Genomic DNA, 19,075 nt, shown 5'->3' with positions numbered 1-19,075 from the left:
CGCCCTCCGAGGTCGAAAATTTGAAGCTCGGAGAGCGGAGCACGGGCCTTGGACCCCGGCGATCGGCTGTCCGGGTGTGGAGCGCGAGGCTTTTTGCCTGGCGCTCCGGCTGCAGACGGCGGCGCGTCAGTCCATGAGGTCGGTGTAATCAGCAGCGGCGTAGCGTTGGGCGCGTTCCCACGGTGCGGCGGCGGGCGCCGGCAACGCCGTCACGCGCGTGAGCTTGCGTTGGGTGCCGGTGGCGTTGCGCGATTCCACGCGGCGCGGGTATTGGCCGGCCACGTCCCAATCGACGGTGACGGTGCGCTCGCCCTGCGTCGATCGGTAGGTCTGCACGCCATTGCGTACCGGGCCTTCGGCGCGCATGCCCTGGAGCGCGGCCGGGTCGAGTAGGTGATACGCCGTCGCCCACGAGCCGTCGAAGCCGATGTTGGAATATTCGGCAGGTTCCACGGCGTAGTTCTTCTGCTGAGATTCGCTGACCACGCGCACGGTCAGCGCGCCCTTGGCGTCGCGTTCGATCCAGCGCGGCGCGGTGTCGGTATCGGCGTGCTTGTGGCCGGCGTGGGCGTTGGCGTGGTCGTGCTCGGCGTGCGCCGAAGCGGGCGGCAGCTCGCGTGCGATCCAGACGCGGTCGCCCTGGCGATAGACGCGTTCGGCAAAGCGGGCGTCGCGCTGGATGCCGTCGGTGCCGAGCGACGACATCTGGTGTTCGACGCGCAGGGCGGTCAGCGGGTTGGACGAAGCCGGGCCGGCGGCCTGTGCCGTGGCAGCGAGCGCGGCGAAGGCGAACGAAAACAGAATGCGGGCAGATCGGGTCATACGAATTCGGTCAGGCGGAAGCGAAAAAAGCGCATGCCGATTGCCTCGGCATGCGCATCAATGGAAACGCAGGAATCAGAGGCCCATGGCCGTCTTGACCACGCCGAACACTTTCGTGTTGTCCAGCGTGCCCTTCAGCGGTGCGCTGCCCGGACCAGAGGAGAACAGCATCACATCCCCGCCGCCGTGCGTTTCCGAACCAGGCGTGCCGAGCTGCACCCCCACTTCCTGCAGGTAATCGTCTGCAGCCGTGTCGACCGAGGCCACGTTGTCGCGTGTGGCCTTGCGCGTGGTGCCGCCGTTGCCGAACACCAGCGTGGTGTACGGCAGGCCGTCGGCGGCCAGTTGCGGCTGGCCGGTCTTGATGTCGTTCGACACGCCCAGGATCGGGTTGCCCTTGCGCGGGTAGCCGTTGATCGTCATCGTGTGGTCGTGGTCGGCCGTGACGACGATCAGCGTGTTCGACAGATCTGCCGTGCCCAGCGCGCGCTTGATGGCTTCGTCAAACGCGCCGGCATCTTCCAGCGCGCGCTTGGCGTTGGTGCCGTGCAGCGCGTGGTCGATGCGGCCCCCTTCCACCATCAGGAAATAGCCCTTGCCATTCTTCTGCAGCACGCGGATGGCCTTCTCGGTCATGTCCGCCAGGCTCGGCTCGTCCACATTGTTCTTCTTGCGGTCCAGCTCGTAGTTCATGTGGTCCAGGTTGAACAGGCCGAGCAGCTTGTTGGTCGTGGCCGGGTTGACGGCGGTGAGCTGCGTGCCGGTGGTCACGTAGCTGTAGCCGGCGGTCTGGAACTGGGCGGTCAGGTCGGTCGTGTCGGTGCGCTTGCTGCCCGTCGTGCCTTGCGGCAGGTAGTGACGGCGGCCGCCGCCGAGCAGCACGTCCAGGCCATCCTTGAGCGCGGCGTTGTACAGGGTGTTGCCCGGCGTGCCTTGCGCGGCGATGGTGTTCTCGCCGTCGCGGTGGCAGACGTGCGAGTAGGTGGCGGCCGGCGTGGCGTGCGTCACGCGCGTGGTCGTCACCGCGCCCACCGACTTGCCGGCAGCCTTGGCCAGTTCCAGCAGCGTCACGGCAGGCGTGCCGTTGTTGGCGGGGCACGTGCTGTCTGCACCGTTCACGTAGCCCTTGCCGGTGGCATCGCTGGCCTTCGTGTCGGCCGACATGGAGATGACTTCGTTGTTCATCTTCACGCCGGTCATGTACGCCGACATCGACGGGGCGCTGTCGGTGGTCTGCGCATCGTTGGAGTACGTCTTGATGCGCGCCGTGCGCTTGAGCGATTCCATCGTCAGCTTGCCCGCCTCGCCCACCTTGTAGATGCGCGTGGCGGTGACGGTGGTCGGGCCCATGCCGTCGCCCAGGAAGAAGATCACGTTCTTGGCTTCACCGGCGGCGTGCGCCTGGGCGCAGGCACCGGCTGCCAGCGCCAGCAGCGTGGCGCGCAGGATACGGTTCGATTGCGTGTTCATAATGTGCGCTCTCCCGCTTACAGACCCACGGCCTGCTTGATGAGGCCGAAGACCTCGGTGTTGTCCATCGTGCCGGTAAAGCGCTCGGCACCCAGGCCGCGTGCGCCGATGAAGACATCGGTGCCGCCGTGCGTTTCGCCGCCCGGTGCAACCGGGATCACGGCTTCCTGGTGGTAGCTCTTGTCGTACACGGCGGCATCGGTCAGTGCGCCGCGCGTGGCCGGGCGGTTCTCGCCGGTGCCGAAGCCGATGATCGTGAACGGGTTGCCGCCGGTGTCGGTGGCGTTGGCGCCCGTCACGTAGTTCTTCAGCAGGCCCAGCACGCCGGGGTTGCTATCGCTGGTCGGGCCCGTGCGCTTGGCGTAGCCGTTGAGCACCAGCGTGTGGTCGTGGTCGGCGGTCACCACGATCAGCGTGTTCTTCAACCCCGGGTCGATCGTGTTGAGCTTGTCGATCGCGCCACGGATGGCGGAGTCGAACGCCACGGTGTCCTGCAGCGCCTTGCGGGCGGTGGTTTCGTGCAGCGCGTGGTCGATACGGCCGCCTTCCACCATCAGGAAGAAGCCCTTCTTCTTGGCGGCGAGCACGTCGATGGCCTTGTTGGTCATCTCGCCCAGGCTCGGCTCCTTGCTCGGATCGCGATCCAGGTCGTACGACATGTGGCTGCTGGTGAACAGGCCCACGACCTTGCCGTCGGTCGCTTGCAGCGTGTCGAATTCGGCCTTGTTGCTGGCATAGCGGTAGCCGCCGGCCTTGAGTTCGGCGATCAGGTCGCGGCCGTCGGTGCGCGCGCCGCCTGCGGTGGTCGGCTGGAAGTGCTTGCGGCCACCGCCGAAGACGACGTCCACCCCATCGCCCAGCGCGGCGTTGAAGCCCTTGCCGGCCGGCGTGAGCTGCGCGGCGATGGTGTTCTCGCCGTCGCGGTGGCAGATGTGCGAATACGTGGCGGCCGGCGTGGCGTGCGTGATGCGCGTGGTGGTGACCACGCCCGTGCCGTAGCCTGCGGCCTTCATCAGTTCGAGCAGCGTCGTGACGGGCTTGCCGTTGCCGCTGGGGCAGGTGCTGTCGGCGCCCGAGAGGTAATCCTTGCCGCCCGCGTCATAGGCCATCGTGTCCGGCGACATCGAGATGACTTCGTTGTTCATCTTCACGCCGGTCATGTAGGCCGACATCGACGGCGCGGAATCCGTCACCTGCGCGTTGTAGGAATACGTGCGCACGAAGCCGGTTTCCGGCAGCGTGTCCATGGTCAGTTCGCCGTCTTCGCCCACCTTGTAGATGCGCGCGGCGGTCATGGTGGTCAGGCCCATGCCGTCGCCCAGGAAGAACACGACGTTCTTGGTCGGTCCGGTTGACGGTGTGTTGGCGTCCGGTGCGGCGCTGCCGGCGTTGCTGGACGTGCCGTCGCTGCCGCACGCGGCCATGGCCAGTGCAGCGGCCGCGGCGGCGGCGTACTTCGTAAGTTTATGGTTGTGCATCGTTGGCTCCCTGAACGATGCCCGGCACTTTGGTGGCCGCGTGTTGCAGGTCCGTGATGCGGGTGCGCCACTTCCTAACCGGATCGCAAGGTTGGCTTGTGACAGCGCATTGACAGTGCCGCGAGTGGGCCGGCATGCGCAAGAGACGATAGGGCGTCTAGTTGATCGCCTTGCCGATCCCCGGCCCGCCCCGGGATACGTCTTGCTGTTGTTATGCGGCGGAGACCTGCCGCCGTTCGATGGCGGCCAAAACCTCCCACGTGCGCGGGTCCACGTCGCTCCCCCCGAGCGACATCGACAGATACGCATCGATGGTATCGACAAAGCCCTTCACGAATGCCGGTGGATACGCGTGTTCCGAGAAGTAGGTGAGCTGCTCGCGCAGCATGCCCAGCCTGCATTGGCCATGGGTGCGCATATCGGTGCGCGTGCGGCACAGAAACGCGCGCGCTGAGACTGCGCCGTCGAGGTAGAGGCGGTTCTTGGTCAGCGACATAGGGCACCTCCCGGTTGTGTGGGAAGCATGCGGCGCCAAGGGGGTGGAGAAGGGTAAGACGCGGGGCGGTGCCCGCTGAGTGCGGTAGGCAATGTGGCCTCCGGGGATAGGTAGAGGGAGGCTCGCTGCTCGCTGCGAAACGAGGGTGGCGGGCCTGACGGCAGGGTTCGCAGACCGGCCTCCTATCCCAGCATTGCCGGCAGACCCGAAGGTCTCCCTGCCCGGCCCGCCATGAAAAGCATAGGCGTGCACAAGCACCGGACATGAAAACGCCGCGCGAAAGGCGGCTGTCCGTCTGGGAAAAAAGAGGAGGAGATGGGCTGCGAAACCCGGTCACCGTTGAGGCGGTGACGGTGGGGATTATAGCGACGGGATCCACGTGCTCCGCTGTCATATTTCGCCAACTCCGCGAAATCAGTCGATTTGCCCAAGACAATTCATAGAAGCCACCGGCATCGCGAGAGTCGATGCATGTATAGGGGCGAATGACAAATCGAAACGGAGAAATGCGTTATGTGGAACGAATGGAGACCATGCTGCACGGTGGAGGTCGGACCATGATGCGAAGAATTGCTGTTGTCGGTGACACGCTTCTGAATGGCGGAACGGTCCTGTCCTATGCGGGGCCTGCCTGCACCTTTGGAAATGCTGGTCACCAAGTCGCCCTGATTGGCGGCCAAGCCTACTGCGAGATGTGCAAGAGCGTCGGCATCATTACCAAGGCGGGTGGCCCCCGCCGGATGAAATTCATGGGCGAAGTTGCTTTGGATGGTGACGAAGTGCTGTGCAAATGCCTGCATCCAAAGCGCATCGTTGCAGTGCTTGCAGGTGAAGCTTGGTATGAGGACATGGGCGGTGCGAGAGGTACGCACTATCAGTCAGGTGCCGATTTTTCCGAGGCAGCACAGGCCAACTCACTTGGGCACTACGACCTGTTCTTTCATGCAAAGCACGAGCAGACAGGAAAAAACCTCTGCCACGTGGGTTACAGAATCACTCTTGAAGACGGCAGGCAATTTGTGGGCGTGACTGATGAGAATGGCTACACGTTGAACGTTGCCGCTGACAGAGCGCTTAACGCAAAAATCGAGATTCCATACTATGACAACAGCCCAACTGACACCTCAAGCGAATCAGAGCCCTGCGCTTGTTAGTGGAGGGAACGAATTGAGCGGTGCGCAATGGGTTGCTCGGTTTCCTGGAAGCGATAACACGTCAGCGCTGACACCCGAATTCCGCCAATCCGTAGATCGCTTCATTGAGGCCATGCGAAATGCTGGCGCCACTATCAGGGTCTCCGCGACATATCGCCCGCCACAGCGCGCGTACTTGATGCATTGGTCATGGAAAATTGCCCATGGGACGCCCCCGTCGTCCGTCCCTCCAATGGATGGCGTTAACATCGAATGGGTACATTCAACGCTGGAGGCGTCTGTGAGAGCCGCTCGGAATATGGTCAATGCATATGGTATGCAGAACCTTCAGATCCCTCCGGCCTTGGCAACTCGGCATACTCAACGCAAAGCCATTGATATGTCGATTTCGTGGACAGGCACATTGCTTATAGAAGATGCCTCAGGTAACACCGTTACGATTGCCACAACCCCTAAAGACGGTATGAACGCCAGACTCAAGGAGGTAGGTCGCAGCTACGGCGTAATCAAATTCGTTGGCGGTGCAACCGACAAACCTCATTGGTCAACAGACGGACACTGATATGCGTCGACTTCTGTTCCTTGCGTTGCTTCTTATCAGTGCGGCGTGCACTGCGACGCCTCCAACCTCCACTCATCTGGGGTATTTCTCTAACCAGAAAACTACAGCGACTACTGGTGACCCCCACAGCGAGGGCTATGCCGTCGACCTTTATCGGGAGGGATCGCACGTATTCGGCAAGTTCTACGTCTCAACCGGTATCGAGACACCCAGTGGCCCCATCTACAACGCTAAGATCGATCTGTTGACTCGCACCATTACCTTTGCTGTCAAGCTTTCGACTGGCTTCGAATTCACCCGAGATTCAGGCCCGCAAGGGCGGCCGGCCCGGGATGTGTTCGAGTTCCACGGGAAAATTTCACGCAGCACTTTAGAAGGCCGTCTCATCCACAAAAGTGGTTACGACCCAACAAGCGATATCCGGTCTGAACACGTATTGCTGCGACGAGTCAAGATCGATACGCCTTCTGTTAACTATGCTGACTGGGCAAAAGAGCCTGCCAACGCACCGGTTGGTTGGTGAATTTCAGACTTCCCAAGGCTTACCGAATGGCAGTGGCAGAGTGCGCACTTACGCGCGGGCACACGGCCGCTGATCCGGTCGTCGCATCCCGGCCAAATCCGCTACAATCCAGCACATTCCGAGGAGCGTTGCAACGACCGGCCCATGTCTCGACAGGGCGGCCGCCAGGCTCGGAAGTTCAAACGGCGCTCGCAGTATCGTGACTGACACGATGGCGAGAACGCATCTATCCGGGCCCGGAGGAATGGGCTCCGTCTCCGTAGTCATCTCTCCAGCGTGCGGTCACCCAATCTTCTTGGAGTGATCCCAATGAACGCTGTCAACGATCTGAAACACGATTACCTCGTCGCCGACATCAGCCTGGCCGACTGGGGCCGCAAGGAAATCGCCATTGCCGAGACCGAAATGCCCGGCCTGATGGCGATTCGCGACGAGTTTGCCGCAAGCCAGCCGCTCAAGGGCGCGCGCATTGCGGGCTCCCTGCACATGACCATCCAGACCGCTGTGCTGATCGAGACGCTCAAGGCACTTGGCGCCGACGTGCGCTGGGCCTCGTGCAACATCTTCTCGACGCAGGACCACGCTGCCGCCGCGATTGCCGCAGCGGGCACGCCGGTGTTCGCGTTCAAGGGCGAATCGCTCAAGGAATACTGGGACTTCACCCACCGCATCTTCGAATGGGCCGACGGCGGCACGCCGAACATGATCCTGGACGACGGCGGCGACGCAACGCTGCTGCTGCACCTGGGCGCCAAGGCCGAGAAGGATGCCTCCGTCATCACCAAGCCGGGCAGCGAAGAAGAAACTTTCCTGTTCGCGGCCATCAAGGACAAGCTGGCCACGGATCCGACCTTCTACAGCCGCAACCTTGACGCCATCAAGGGCGTGACCGAAGAAACCACCACGGGCGTGCATCGCCTGTACCAGATGGCCCAGCGCGGCGAGCTGCGCTTCCCGGCCATCAACGTGAACGACTCCGTCACCAAGAGCAAGTTCGACAACCTGTACGGCTGCCGTGAATCGCTGGTCGACGGTATCAAGCGCGCGACCGACGTGATGATCGCCGGCAAGGTGGCGGTCGTGGCCGGCTACGGCGACGTGGGCAAGGGTTCGGCCCAGGCCCTGCGCGCGTTGTCGGCGCAAGTGTGGGTGACCGAGATCGACCCGATCTGCGCGCTGCAGGCCGCCATGGAAGGCTACCGCGTGGTGACGATGGATTACGCCGCCGAGCACGGCGACATCTTCGTGACCGCCACCGGCAACTACCACGTCATCACCCATGACCACATGGCCAAGATGAAGGACCAGGCCATCGTCTGCAACATCGGGCACTTCGACAACGAGATCGACATCGCATCGGTCGAGAAGTACCAGTGGGAAGAGATCAAGCCGCAGGTCGATCACGTGATCTTCCCGGACGGCAAGAAGATCATCATCCTGGCCAAGGGCCGCCTGGTGAACCTGGGCTGCGCCACGGGCCACCCGTCGTACGTGATGAGCAGCTCGTTCGCCAACCAGACCATCGCGCAGATCGAGCTGTGGACCGAAGCGGTGAAGGGCTCGAACAAGTACCCGGTGGGCGTCTACACGCTGCCCAAGCACCTGGACGAGAAGGTCGCGCGCCTGCAGCTCAAGAAGCTGAACGCGCAACTGACCGAGCTGACCGAGCAGCAGGCCGCGTACATCGGCGTGAGCAAGGAAGGCCCGTACAAGCCTGACCACTACCGCTACTAAGCCGTACCTGCCGGCGGCATTTCCCGCCGCCGGCACTCAACCCGAGGACTTCCCATGAGACTGCTCGCTGTCTGGGTCATCAACGCGCTGGCGTTGCTTCTTGTTGCCTATCTGCTCAAGGGCATCCACATCAACGGGTTCGGCTCCGCCTTGATCGCGGCGTTGGTACTCGGTCTGGTGAACACGCTGATCCGCCCGGTCCTGGTGATCCTGACCCTGCCGGTGACGCTGCTGACGCTCGGGCTTTTCATTTTCGTGATCAACGCGCTGCTGTTCCTGTTTGTCGGCAACCTGCTGGCGGGTTTCCAGGTGGCCAGCTTCGGCGCGGCGCTGCTGGGTTCCATCCTGTATAGCGTGATCTCCTGGCTGCTCTCCGGCCTGTTGCTGCGCGAGTGAGGCGCAAGGTTCTCTGTCATGCAAGACCGTCAATTCAGTTTCGAATTCTTCCCGCCCAAGACGGCGGAAGGCGCCGAGAAGCTGCGCAATACGCGCGCGCAGCTCTCCCCGCTCAAGCCGCGCTTCATTTCCGTGACGTTCGGCGCGGGCGGCACCACGCAACAGGGCACCCTCGACGCCGTGGTGGAGATCCAGCGCGAAGGCATCGAAGCGGCGCCGCACTTGTCGTGCGTGGGTTCGTCGCGCGAAAACATCCGCAACATCCTCAACACGTATCGCGAGCATGGCATCCGCCGCATCGTGGCCCTGCGCGGCGACATGCCATCGGGCATGGGCGAGATCGGTGAATTCCGCTTCGCCAACGAGCTGGTTGAGTTCATCCGCCAGGAAACCGGCAACGCATTCCACATTGAAGTGGCGGCGTACCCCGAGTACCACCCGCAGGCCCGCTCCGCACGGCAGGATCTGGAGAACTTTGCCCGCAAGGTGAAGGCCGGTGCGGACTCTGCCATCACGCAGTATTTCTTCAACGCCGACGCGTATTTCCAGTTCGTCGACGACGCACGCAAGCTGGGCGTGGACGTGCCCATCGTGCCCGGCATCATGCCGATCACGAATTCGTCGCAACTGATGCGCTTTTCCGAGATGTGCGGCGCGGAAGTGCCGCGCTGGATCGCCAAGCGCCTGGAGGGCTTCGGCGATGACCGTGAATCGATCCGCGCCTTCGGCCTGGACGTGGTGACGGCCATGTGCGACCGCCTGCTGCAAGGCGGCGCGCCGGGCCTGCATTTCTACACGCTCAACGCAGCAGGCTCCACGCGTGCCATCTGGCAGCGTCTCGGCCTGTAACCAGGAAAGCGCACGGCAAGGGAGATCGTCATGGCAGCCGCGCCCGATCCGCTGATCGCCTGGCTGCTGGACGAACTCCGGCCGCTGGCGGCGCAGATCGGCGAGATCCGCGCCCGCCGGATGTTCAGCGGCGCCGCGCTGTATTACGACGACATCGTGTTTGCGCTGGTGCTGCGCGGCACGTCTTACCTGCGCGTGGACGACCTCACGCGCGATCGTTTCCTCGCAGAAAGGTGCACGCCGTTCAGTTACGAGCGCAACGGCCGCACCATCAGCATGACCGGCTATCTGAGCACGCCGTCGGAGGCGCTTGACGGTGGGCAGCCGTTACGGGACTGGGTGCGCTTAGCCATTGAGGCCGCGCTGCGCGAGGCGAATGCCAAAGCCGCGAGGCCGAAGCGCACCGCTGCCAGGAAAACGATCCGAAAGCGCTGACGGCGCGGTCAAAACGCGCCGCGTTCGGTGACGATGCAGTCGAGCGCGATGTCGTGCGCTTGCGGCGCGATCGATTCCACCCGGTTCACTTCGAATGCCACGCCGATGGTGCGCGGGCGGTGCCCTGCGGCGTGCAGCGCGGCGAGGGTGCGGTCGTAGAAGCCGCCGCCGTAGCCGATGCGATAGCGTTGCGCGTCGAATCCCACGCACGGGATCAGCAAGGCATCGGGCGTTTCCATCTCGCCCGAGCGGGGGATGGGGATGCCGTAGGCGCCCGGCGTCATTTCACAATCGGGCGTCCATCGCCGAAACTGCAGCGGTGAAAACTTGTCTGTCACCACAGGCAGCAGCGCGCTACGCGTGGCATCGGCGGCCAGCCAATGGGCCAGCACGGTCAACGCATCGAACTCGCCCTGCGTTGGCCAGTAGGCGGCCAGGCGTTTGATGGGCAGCGCGTGCAGCAGGCTGGCCAGGTGACGTGCCAGCGCGGCATCGTGGGCAACGCGCTCCGGCAGCGCAGCGCGTGCATCGAGCAACATGGTGCGCAGCGTGCGGCGCGATTCGATGGGCGTCGTGGGGTTCGCCGGATCGTGCGGGTTCCCTAGGGCTGGCATGGGATAATTCGGCGATGTAACTCGGATGATTGGACGGGGCAGGAGATGACATTCAAGGCCAAGGCAGTATATCGCGCAGTCGCGCTGGCTTTCGCGGGCGTGGTCGGCATGAGCGTGATCGGCCCGGCGCCCCTGGCGATGGCCGCCAAGCGTCAGGCACCGCAGGGCATTCCCGCCAATCCGGATGACGCGTTTATCGAGTTGCGCAATGCCGCGCGTCGCAATGATGTGTCCCGCAGCTGGGAGCTGGCCGACAGCCTGGCGGACTACCCGATCCAATCTTACGTACAGTATTTCCGCATCAAGCCGCAGTTGTTCGACGCCAGCGGCTATGCGCGCACCGACGCGCCGGAGGACGAGATCCGCTCGTTCCTGCAGCGCTACGAGGGCGAGGCCATTGCCGACCGCCTGCGCAATGACTGGCTGCTCGTGCTCGGCAAGAAGCGCGACTGGGCGACCTTCGACGTCGAATATCCGAAGTTCGTGCTGAAGGACGACACGCAGGTCGAGTGCTATGCCCTGCTCTCGCGCGCGATGAAGGGCCAGAACGTGGCCGCCGACGCGCGTACCACGCTGCTCGATCCGAAGGGCTACGGCGAAGGCTGTGTCGATCTGATTGGCTATCTGGCACAGTCGAACCAGTTCACGCGGGCGGACGTGGCGTTTGCGGCGCGGCTGTCGCTGGAGCAGAACCTTGTCACGCAGGCCTCGCGCATTGCCGCCGTGCTGCCCGATGGTGACCGTGTCGACAACGACACGCTGGCCAATGTGACGCGCATGGCGCGCAATGATCCTTCACAGGCGACGGCGTATCTTTTCTCGCAGAGCGGCAGCCTCTCGCGCGAGGAGCAAGGCGCGGGCTGGGGCGTGATCGGCCAGTACGCCGCCAAGAAGCAGACGCCTGATGCGCTCGATGCCTATCGCCGCCAGATGAAGCTCGGCGGCGATGCCTGGCTGTCCGACGATTCACAGGAATGGCGTGTGCGCACCGCCCTGCGCGCCGGCGACTGGAAGATGGTGCGCCAGGCCATCGAAGCCATGCGTCCGAGCCTGCGCAGCCGCGATCCGGCCTGGACGTACTGGTATGGCCGCGCGCTCAAGGCAGACAACCGGAACGACGAAGCCAGGCAGCAGTTCCAGTCGATTGCCGGGCAGTACAACTTCTATGGCCAGCTCGCGCTGGAGGAGCTCGGCCAGCGCATTACCGTGCCGCCACGCACGACGGTGACCGATGCCGAGATCGACGTGATGGGCCGCAACCATCCGGGCTTCGGCCGCGCCAAGAAGCTGTATGACTTGAACCTGCGCTTTGAAGGCAACCGCGAGTGGAACTGGGAGCTGCGCAACATGAGCGACCGTGAGCTCCTGGCCGCGGCCGAATACGGACGCAAGCTCGGGCTGCTGGACCGCGCAGTCAATTCGGCCGACAAGACCAAGGCCGAGCATGATTTCTCCTTGCGCTTCCCCACGCCGTTCCGCAACGTGGTCGAGCGCAACGCCGACGCCGTCGGTCTGGATGTGGCCTGGGCGTATGGCCTCATCCGACAGGAGTCGCGCTTCATCATGGATGCGCGCTCGTCGGTGGGCGCCTCCGGCCTGATGCAGGTGATGCCGGAAACCGCCCGGCGTGTCGCCAAGAAGATCGGCCTGCCGGGCTTCCGCCCCACGCAGATGAGCGATATCGACACCAACGTGCTGCTCGGTACGAGCTATCTGTCGATGATCCTGACCGACCTCGATAGCTCGATGACGCTGGCCACCGCTGGCTACAACGCAGGGCCGGGCCGGCCGAAGCGCTGGCGCTCGACGCTGACCCGCCCGGTGGAAGGCGCGATCTTCGCCGAGACGATCCCGTTCAACGAGACGCGTACGTACGTGAAGAATGTGCTGTCCAATGCCACGTACTACGGCGCACTGCTGACGGGGCGGCCTCAGTCGCTGAAGGATCGCCTGGGCAAGGTGGCGCCGGAATCGGTCACACCCGACGAGCTGCCCTGAACGACAGCCGCGCCACTTGGAACGCCTGCCGCACGGCAGGCGTTTTTCATGGCGCCGCGCGAACTGGCCATCACAACCGTGCGGCCAGCTGCACGCGGCTGTACTACCTCTTGGGGGCGATCCCCTCGGGGTTGTATTGTGGTGGAGTCCCCCCATCGTTTTGGAGATGCCATCATGCATACCTCCAATCTGCTCGTCTTTGGCGGCACGGGCTTCATCGGCACGCAATTGCTCTCGCGGCTGGTGACAGAAACCTTTGCCGCGCCCGGCCTGCCCGAGGGCCGCGTGATCGTGCCCACGCGCGACGCCGAATCTGCCCGGGCGCACAACCTGACGCTGTTGCCACGTGTGGACGTCATGGACGCCGACATCTACGCCGACGATGCCCTGGATGCCCTCTTCCTGGCGCTGACGGAGCATGGCGGCGAGCACTGTGCGGTCATCAACCTCGTCGGCACGCTGCACGACGTGCGCGAGATGCCCTATGGCCCGAACTTCCAGCGCCTGCACGTTGAACTGCCGCGCCGCATCGTCAAGGCGTGCCGCAGGCATGGGGTGAACCGGCTGCTGCACATGAGCGCACTGGGCGCCGATCCCGCCGGCCCGTCGATGTACCTGCGCAGCAAGGGCGATGGCGAACGCGTGGTCATGAACAGCGAACTGGACTGGACGGTGTTCCGCCCCTCCGTGGTGTTCGGCCCGCAGGATCATTTCCTGAATCTGTTCGCACGTATGCAGCGCATGGCGCCGTTTGTGCCATTGGCGTGCGCAGAAGCACGCTTTCAGCCCGTGTACGTGGATGACGTTGCCGCCGCGTTCATCAACGCGCTCGACAACCCGGCCACCATCCGGCACGCCTATACGCTCGTCGGGCCGCGTGTCTATACGCTGGCCGAGTTGATGCGCTTTGCCGGGCGCGCCAGTGGGCACCCACGCTGGATCATGCCGCTGCCTGGGGGCCTTGGCCGCATGCAGGCCGCGCTGTTCGAGCACCTCCCTGGCGCGCCGATCTCCCGCGACAACCTCGACTCCATGCGCGTGGACAATGTCAGCGCCGATCCTGTCGCGCCGGAGCTGGGGATCCACCCGCTCGGCATGGAAGCGGTGATGCTGCCCGCGCTGGCCGGTCTCGGATCCGACAACGGATTGCGCGCCGCCCGGACGCGGGTGCATCGCTGACGTGACGCCCGGCATCGCCGGCGCATGTGTGAGCCGCCTTAGCAACATTGGCCAATCCGTTTCATTTTGTGGCAGTGCAGCGCGGGGCTAGAATGGCTCGTTCGCCCCACGCCACAGCCCCTGCCTGCGCCCGCGACCCGAGCGTTCCGGCGCCGTGCCGGCGACCTTCCAACAACAATCACGGTGCACTCTCCAAGGACGGGAATCATGAAACTGGTCATCGGCAACAAGAACTATTCGTCGTGGTCGTTACGCCCGTGGTTGCTGGCCAAGCAGGCCGGCATTCCGTTCGAGGAGATCCGCGTGCGCCTGCTGAGCGAGAGCTTTGCCGCCGACGTGGGCCGCTACTCGCCCGCTGGCCGCGTGCCCGTGCTGGTGGATGGCGACATGACCGTGTGGGATTCCCTCGCCATCTGCGAGACGCTGGCCGAGCGGTTTCCGCGCGCGCAACTGTGGCCGCAGGACCCGAAAGCCCGCGCGCACGCCCGCTCGATCTGCGCCGAGATGCATTCCGGCTTCGGCAACCTGCGCAGCAACATGCCGATGAACGTCACTGCCATGCTGCCCGGCATGGGCTGGAACGTGGCCGTGCAGCGCGACATCGATCGCATCGCCGCCATCTGGACCGAGCTGCGTCAGCAGTACGCTGCGCACGGGCCGTTCCTGTTTGGCCATTTCACCGTGGCCGACGCGTTCTACGCGCCGGTGGTCAGCCGCTTCGCCACTTATGGCGTGCGCCTGCCCGAAGCCGCCAAGGCCTACGCCGACCATATCCTCAACCTGCCTGCCATGCAGGAGTGGATCGACGGCGCACGCGCCGAGCATGACTTCCTCGCCGACGACGAGCCGTACCGCACCGGCCTGGACGAGGCACCGCTGGTCGCGGCCAATCGATGACGGAGCGCGTGGTATCCGCGGGCGAGGCCGTCGTCGACCCCGCCACGCACGGGCTTGATGTGTATGCCGTGGGCGGCGCCATTCGTGACGCGCTGCTCGGGCTGCCGGTGCAGGATCGCGACTACGTCGTCGTCGGCGCTACGCCCGAAGCGATGGAGGCGCGTGGCTTTCGCGCCGTCGGCAAGGATTTTCCCGTCTTCCTCCATCCGGTCACGCATGCGGAATACGCGCTCGCGCGCACCGAGCGCAAGACGGCGGCCGGCTACAAGGGCTTCTCGGTGTACTACGCCCCCGACGTCACGCTGGAAGACGATCTCATCCGCCGTGACCTGACGGTCAACGCGATGGCCCAGCGTGTGGCGGAAGACGGCGCGCTGGTCGGCCCGGTTGTCGATCCGTACGGCGGGCGGGCTGACCTGTCCTCACGCACGTTCCGGCATGTGTCTGACGCGTTTGCCGAAGACCCCGTCCGGATCCTGCGCGTGGCGCGCTTTGCCGCGCGCTTCGCTGATTTCCACGTGGCGCCCGAGACCAACGCGCTGATGCAGCACATGGTGCAGGCGGGCGAGGTCGATGCATTGGTGCCCGAGCGCGTGTGGCAGGAGATCGCGCGCGGCCTGATGGAGGCGCATCCCGCCCGCCTGTTCGCCGTGCTGCGTGATTGCGGGGCGCTGGCGCGCCTGTTGCCCGAGCTTGATCGCCTGTGGGGTGTGCCGCAGCGTGCCGACTATCACCCCGAGGTGGATACCGGCGTGCACACCATGATGGTCATCGAGACGGCCGCCGCGATGGGCGCATCGTTGCCGGTGCGCTTTGCCGCGCTGGTGCACGACCTCGGCAAGGGTACGACGCCGCATGATGTGTTGCCGCGCCACATCGGCCACGAAGGACGCAGCGTGCCGATGATCGAAGCGGTCTGTCGGCGCCTGCGCGTGCCGACCGAGTGCCGCGAGCTGGCGCTGGTCGTTGCACGCGAGCACGGCAACATCCATCGCAGCGAGGGCTTTGATGCTGCCGCGCTGGTCCGTCTGCTCGAACGTTGCGACGCTCTGCGCAAGCCGGACCGATTCGTCCAGGTGCTGCAAGCCTGCGAGGCCGATGCCCGCGGACGCCTCGGCTTCGAGGCGCGCGCCTATCCGCAAGCGGAACGGCTGCTGGCGGCGCTGCAGGCAGCAGCTTCCATTGATGCCGGCGCGGTGGCCAGCCGCCATGCTGACCACCCTGCCCAAATCAAGCCAGCCGTGCATCAGGCCCGGATCGAGGCGGTTGCTCAGGCCGGCATCTGAGCCGGGCCGCGCACTCAATCAAACGGCGTGTCGTTCGGGGTGGCATACAGTGCCTTCAACTGATCGCTCATCGGGAAGTTGAAGTTCACGTTCTTGGGCGGCACCGGTTTCTCGAACCACTTGGCATAGAGCGTATTGATGTCGCCGCTCTTCATGATGCCCGTGAGCGTGTCATCCACCAGCTTCTTGAACTGCGGATCGTCCTTGCGGAGCATGAAGCCATACGCCTCGAACGATTGCGGTGTGCCGGTCACCACCCAGTCGCTGGGCTTCTGCGCCAGGGTGCGCGCGCCGGCCAGCAGCACGTCATCCATCATGAACGCGGCGACGCGACCACTCTGCAGCGTGAGGAACGATTCCCCATAGTCCTTGCCGCTCACGATGTTCATGTTCATCTTCTTCTCGTCGTTCATCTTGCGCAGGATGCGCTCCGACGTCGTGCCCGCGTTCGTGATGACCGATTTGCCCGCCAGGTCGGGAAAATCCTTCACCCCCGAGTGCACACCCGTCAGCAGCTTCGTGCCGGCGATGAAGAACGTGGTCGAAAACGCCGTCTGCTGCTCGCGCGATCTCAGGTGTGTGGTCACGCCGCATTCCAGGTCCACTGAACCGTTCTGCACCAGCGATGTGCGGTTCTGCGAGGTCACCGGGATCTGCTGCACCTGAAGATTGGGCTTACCCGTCTTCTGCTTGACGGCGTCGATCACGCGCGAGCAGAGGTCGGCCGAGAAGCCGATGATCTGATTCTTGCTGTCGCGGTACGAAAACGGAATCGACGATTCCCGCACGCCGATCAGGATGGTGTTGCTGTCCTGGATCTTCTTGAGCGTGCCGTCGAGCGCCTCGGCGTGCGCGCTGGCGGCAAGCACGCCGGCCAGCGCCAGCGGGATGCAACGGATGGTGAAACGCATATTTCCTCCAATGGTTGTGTGGCGCGGCGTGATACGTGTCACGGCCGTCGATGGCATGTCTGCGAGGTGAGAAGGTGGCTGCGCTAGTGACCGAACCAGCTGCGCAGATCGGCCGCTGTGGCGACGGGCCGGTGCAGCGCATCGAGGTGCCGGTGCAGATGGGTGACGAGCGATGCGTTGTCGGGTGCGGCGCTACCGTCGGGCAGCAGCATGTTGTTTTCGAACCCGAGGCGCGCATGTCCGCCAAGCAGCGCGGCGGTGAGCGCGCACTCGGCCTCGCGTGGGCCGAATGCGCACATCGCCCACGGCACGCTGGCGGTCAGCTCGGCGCCGTCGGACCAGGCCTGCAGGAACGGCAGCAGGTCGGACGGGTCGGAGCGCTGCCCCGCTGCGTATCGGCCGAGCACGAACAGCACCCAGTGCGGCGCATCCGGCAGCACGCCGCGTGCACGCAGGTCGCGGTAGCGCATGACGTCATCCGCCGAGTACAGGATGTACTGGATGGCCGTGCGCGCCGCCGCGCGTTCCGCAAAGAAGCGTGCAGCCTGCGTTTCGTGCGCGGCATCCGGCACCAGCTCGCGCAGCGCGGCGGAGATGGCCTCCGGCTGCAACGCCCGCACCGACGCCATCTGCTGTTCGGGCGTGTAGATACCGACTGCCTCCGTCGTGACCTGGATCACCAGCGCATCGCCCACCGCCTGCTGCACGGCGGAGATGGCCGGACGGTAGTCTTCGGGCTCCAGGCTGTGCGTGCCATCGGGGCGCCGCACATGAAGATGCAGCATCGCCGCGCCGGCATCGACGCATTGTTTCGCGCAGACCGCCAGCTCGCCGGGTGTGATCGGCAGCGCGGGATGATCGGTGTGTGTCTTGCGGGCGCCGTTGGGCGCGACGGCAATGGCAATGGGCCGGGTCACCATGCGGTCTCCCGGGCGTTGGCGGTCGCGGCTTCCACGGCATCGCCCAGGCGCTCGACGATGGCGTCGATGTCCTGCGCGGTGGCGATGAAGGGGGGCGCGAGCAGGATGTGGTCGCCGCGCAGCCCATCGATCGTGCCGCCCATCGGATAGACCATCAGCCCACGCTGCATCGCTTCGGCCTTCACGCGGGCATGCGTCTTGTGCGCGGGCGGCAGCGGCGCCTTCGTGGCGCGGTCGGCGACCAGCTCAACGCCCACGAAGAGCCCGCGACCACGGACGTCTCCCACGTGCGGGTGCTCGGCAAACCGCGAGCGCAGCGCTGTGCGCAATTGCTCGCCGCGCGCCTGTACGTTCGCGAGCAGGTGTTCTTCGGCGATCACCTTCTGCACTTCCAGCGCCGCGGCGCACGCGGTGGCATGGCCGATGTAGGTGTGGCCGTGCTGGAAGAAGCCGCTGCCGCGCGTGATGGCGTCATAGATGCGGCCGCTCACCAGCGTGGCCCCGATCGGCTGATACCCGCCGCCCAACCCTTTTGCAATCGCGATAAGGTCGGGCACCACGCCGTCTTCCTCGCATGCATAGAGATAGCCGGTGCGGCCCATGCCCGACATCACCTCATCAAGCAATAGCAGCACCCCGTGGCGATCACACACCGCGCGGATCCGCTTGAAGTAGTCGGCCACCGGTGGCACCGCGCCGGCCGTGGCGCCCACCACCGTCTCGGCGACGAACGCAGCGACGTTGTCTGCGCCCAGTTCCACGATCTTGGCGTCGAGTTCGTCGGCGAGGCGCTGCACGTATTGCACATCGCTCTCTCCATCGTGCCGCTCGCGATAGGCAAAGCATGGCGACACGTGATGCGCCGGCACCAGCAGCGGCAGGAACGGCTCGCGGCGCCATGCATTGCCGCCGATCGCCAGCGCGCCGAGGGTATTGCCGTGGTAGCTCTGACGGCGCGCGATGAAGTATTTGCGCTGCGGCTGGCCGATCTCGACGAAGTACTGGCGCGCAAGCTTGAGCGCGGCCTCGATGGCTTCCGAGCCGCCGGAGACGAAGTACACGTGGTCCAGATCGCCAGGCGCGGCATCCACAAGGCGGGCGGCCAGCTCTTCTGCCACATCCGTCGTGAAGAACGACGTGTGCGCATAGGCCAGCGCGCGCACCTGCTTGCAGATCGCCTCGACCACACGCGGGTGTCCGTGGCCGAGGCACGACACCGCGGCGCCGCCGCAGGCGTCGAGATAGCGCTTGCCATCGGCGTCGATGAGCGTCATGCCTTCGCCGCCAACGGCGGTGGGCAGCGTCCTGCGCGGGTCGCGGTGGAAGACCGAGGTGGTGGAGGGTGTCATGG

Annotated in this window: 17 protein-coding genes, 1 pseudogene and 1 riboswitch; of the genes and pseudogenes, 10 read left to right on the top strand and 8 right to left on the bottom strand. The window is 64.8% G+C overall.

Translation table 11 applies throughout. The annotated features are described in order from the left end of the window. Positions 1-126: 126 nt before the first annotated feature. From R2N03_RS12720 to R2N03_RS12705, 4 genes and pseudogenes are all read right to left on the bottom strand, one after another. Entirely contained in the window at positions 127-822 is a 696-nt protein-coding gene (locus R2N03_RS12720; RefSeq protein ID WP_316658007.1) for a hypothetical protein, read from the bottom strand. A gap of 75 nt (positions 823-897) precedes the next feature. Further along, on the bottom strand, positions 898-2,292 hold the full coding sequence (locus R2N03_RS12715) for an alkaline phosphatase (RefSeq protein WP_316658006.1): 1,395 nt from the start codon (positions 2,290-2,292) through the stop codon (positions 898-900). Between the two features lie 17 nt (positions 2,293-2,309). Then, positions 2,310-3,770: an alkaline phosphatase gene (locus R2N03_RS12710; protein WP_316658005.1), complete on the bottom strand. Its 1,461-nt coding sequence runs from the start codon at positions 3,768-3,770 to the stop codon at positions 2,310-2,312. A gap of 211 nt (positions 3,771-3,981) precedes the next feature. Further along, positions 3,982-4,358 (bottom strand): annotated as a pseudogene (locus R2N03_RS12705) (hypothetical protein). Positions 4,359-4,790: 432 nt separating this feature from the next. Here R2N03_RS12705 and R2N03_RS12700 point away from each other — a divergent pair. The 6 genes from R2N03_RS12700 (at position 4,791) to R2N03_RS12675 (ending at position 9,919) form a co-directional block, all read left to right on the top strand. Further along, entirely contained in the window at positions 4,791-5,420 is a 630-nt protein-coding gene (locus R2N03_RS12700; RefSeq protein WP_316658004.1) for a PAAR domain-containing protein, read from the top strand. Positions 5,421-5,983: 563 nt separating this feature from the next. After that, a complete protein-coding gene (locus R2N03_RS12695) occupies positions 5,984-6,505 on the top strand; it encodes a hypothetical protein (RefSeq protein WP_316658003.1) in 522 nt (173 codons plus the stop codon). 114 nt (positions 6,506-6,619) lie between these two features. After that, a riboswitch (S-adenosyl-L-homocysteine riboswitch) is annotated at positions 6,620-6,703 on the top strand. 111 nt (positions 6,704-6,814) lie between these two features. Further along, complete coding sequence (ahcY, locus tag R2N03_RS12690; protein ID WP_316658002.1) at positions 6,815-8,239, top strand: adenosylhomocysteinase; 1,425 nt, start codon at positions 6,815-6,817, stop codon at positions 8,237-8,239. 54 nt (positions 8,240-8,293) lie between these two features. Beyond that, positions 8,294-8,635, top strand: a complete 342-nt coding sequence (locus tag R2N03_RS12685; RefSeq protein ID WP_316658001.1) for a phage holin family protein — start codon at positions 8,294-8,296, stop codon at positions 8,633-8,635. An 18-nt stretch (positions 8,636-8,653) separates the two neighbouring features. Continuing rightward, positions 8,654-9,484 (top strand): methylenetetrahydrofolate reductase [NAD(P)H], encoded by an 831-nt coding sequence (gene metF, locus R2N03_RS12680; RefSeq protein WP_316658000.1) that lies wholly within the window; start codon positions 8,654-8,656, stop codon positions 9,482-9,484. Positions 9,485-9,514: 30 nt separating this feature from the next. Then, positions 9,515-9,919 (top strand): TfoX/Sxy family protein, encoded by a 405-nt coding sequence (locus tag R2N03_RS12675; protein ID WP_316657999.1) that lies wholly within the window; start codon positions 9,515-9,517, stop codon positions 9,917-9,919. Positions 9,920-9,927: 8 nt separating this feature from the next. Here the strand turns inward: R2N03_RS12675 and R2N03_RS12670 are convergent, their stop codons facing one another. Then, entirely contained in the window at positions 9,928-10,533 is a 606-nt protein-coding gene (locus R2N03_RS12670) for a 5-formyltetrahydrofolate cyclo-ligase (protein ID WP_316657998.1), read from the bottom strand. A 45-nt stretch (positions 10,534-10,578) separates the two neighbouring features. Between R2N03_RS12670 and R2N03_RS12665 the strand changes: the two genes are divergently transcribed. The 4 genes from R2N03_RS12665 (at position 10,579) to R2N03_RS12650 (ending at position 15,893) form a co-directional block, all read left to right on the top strand. Continuing rightward, the gene (locus tag R2N03_RS12665; protein ID WP_316657997.1) at positions 10,579-12,531 is read left to right on the top strand and encodes a lytic transglycosylase domain-containing protein; all 1,953 of its coding nucleotides are present in this window, start codon (positions 10,579-10,581) and stop codon (positions 12,529-12,531) included. A gap of 174 nt (positions 12,532-12,705) precedes the next feature. Beyond that, complete coding sequence (locus R2N03_RS12660) at positions 12,706-13,710, top strand: complex I NDUFA9 subunit family protein (protein WP_316657996.1); 1,005 nt, start codon at positions 12,706-12,708, stop codon at positions 13,708-13,710. A 207-nt stretch (positions 13,711-13,917) separates the two neighbouring features. Further along, on the top strand, positions 13,918-14,607 hold the full coding sequence (locus tag R2N03_RS12655) for a glutathione S-transferase family protein (RefSeq protein ID WP_316657995.1): 690 nt from the start codon (positions 13,918-13,920) through the stop codon (positions 14,605-14,607). Further along, positions 14,604-15,893, top strand: coding sequence for a multifunctional CCA addition/repair protein (locus R2N03_RS12650; protein ID WP_316657994.1), 1,290 nt, complete (start codon positions 14,604-14,606; stop codon positions 15,891-15,893). Before R2N03_RS12655 ends, R2N03_RS12650 begins: the two co-directional genes overlap by 4 nt. Positions 15,894-15,907: 14 nt before the next feature. Here the strand turns inward: R2N03_RS12650 and R2N03_RS12645 are convergent, their stop codons facing one another. The 3 genes from R2N03_RS12645 to R2N03_RS12635 form a co-directional block, all read right to left on the bottom strand. After that, positions 15,908-16,804 (bottom strand): glutamate/aspartate ABC transporter substrate-binding protein, encoded by an 897-nt coding sequence (locus R2N03_RS12645; protein WP_316657993.1) that lies wholly within the window; start codon positions 16,802-16,804, stop codon positions 15,908-15,910. An 83-nt stretch (positions 16,805-16,887) separates the two neighbouring features. Beyond that, the gene (locus tag R2N03_RS12640) at positions 16,888-17,724 is read right to left on the bottom strand and encodes a beta-keto acid cleavage family enzyme (RefSeq protein ID WP_316657992.1); all 837 of its coding nucleotides are present in this window, start codon (positions 17,722-17,724) and stop codon (positions 16,888-16,890) included. Next, on the bottom strand, positions 17,718-19,073 hold the full coding sequence (locus R2N03_RS12635) for an aspartate aminotransferase family protein (RefSeq protein ID WP_316657991.1): 1,356 nt from the start codon (positions 19,071-19,073) through the stop codon (positions 17,718-17,720). Before R2N03_RS12635 ends, R2N03_RS12640 begins: the two co-directional genes overlap by 7 nt. Between the last annotated feature and the right edge of the window lie 2 nt (positions 19,074-19,075).

It is taken from the genome of Ralstonia condita (genome assembly GCF_958405655.1).
Taxonomy (GTDB): Bacteria; Pseudomonadota; Gammaproteobacteria; order Burkholderiales; family Burkholderiaceae; genus Ralstonia; species Ralstonia condita.
The sequence above is the reverse complement of the archived record's forward strand: the minus strand, read 5'-3'. Positions and strand labels throughout refer to the sequence as shown.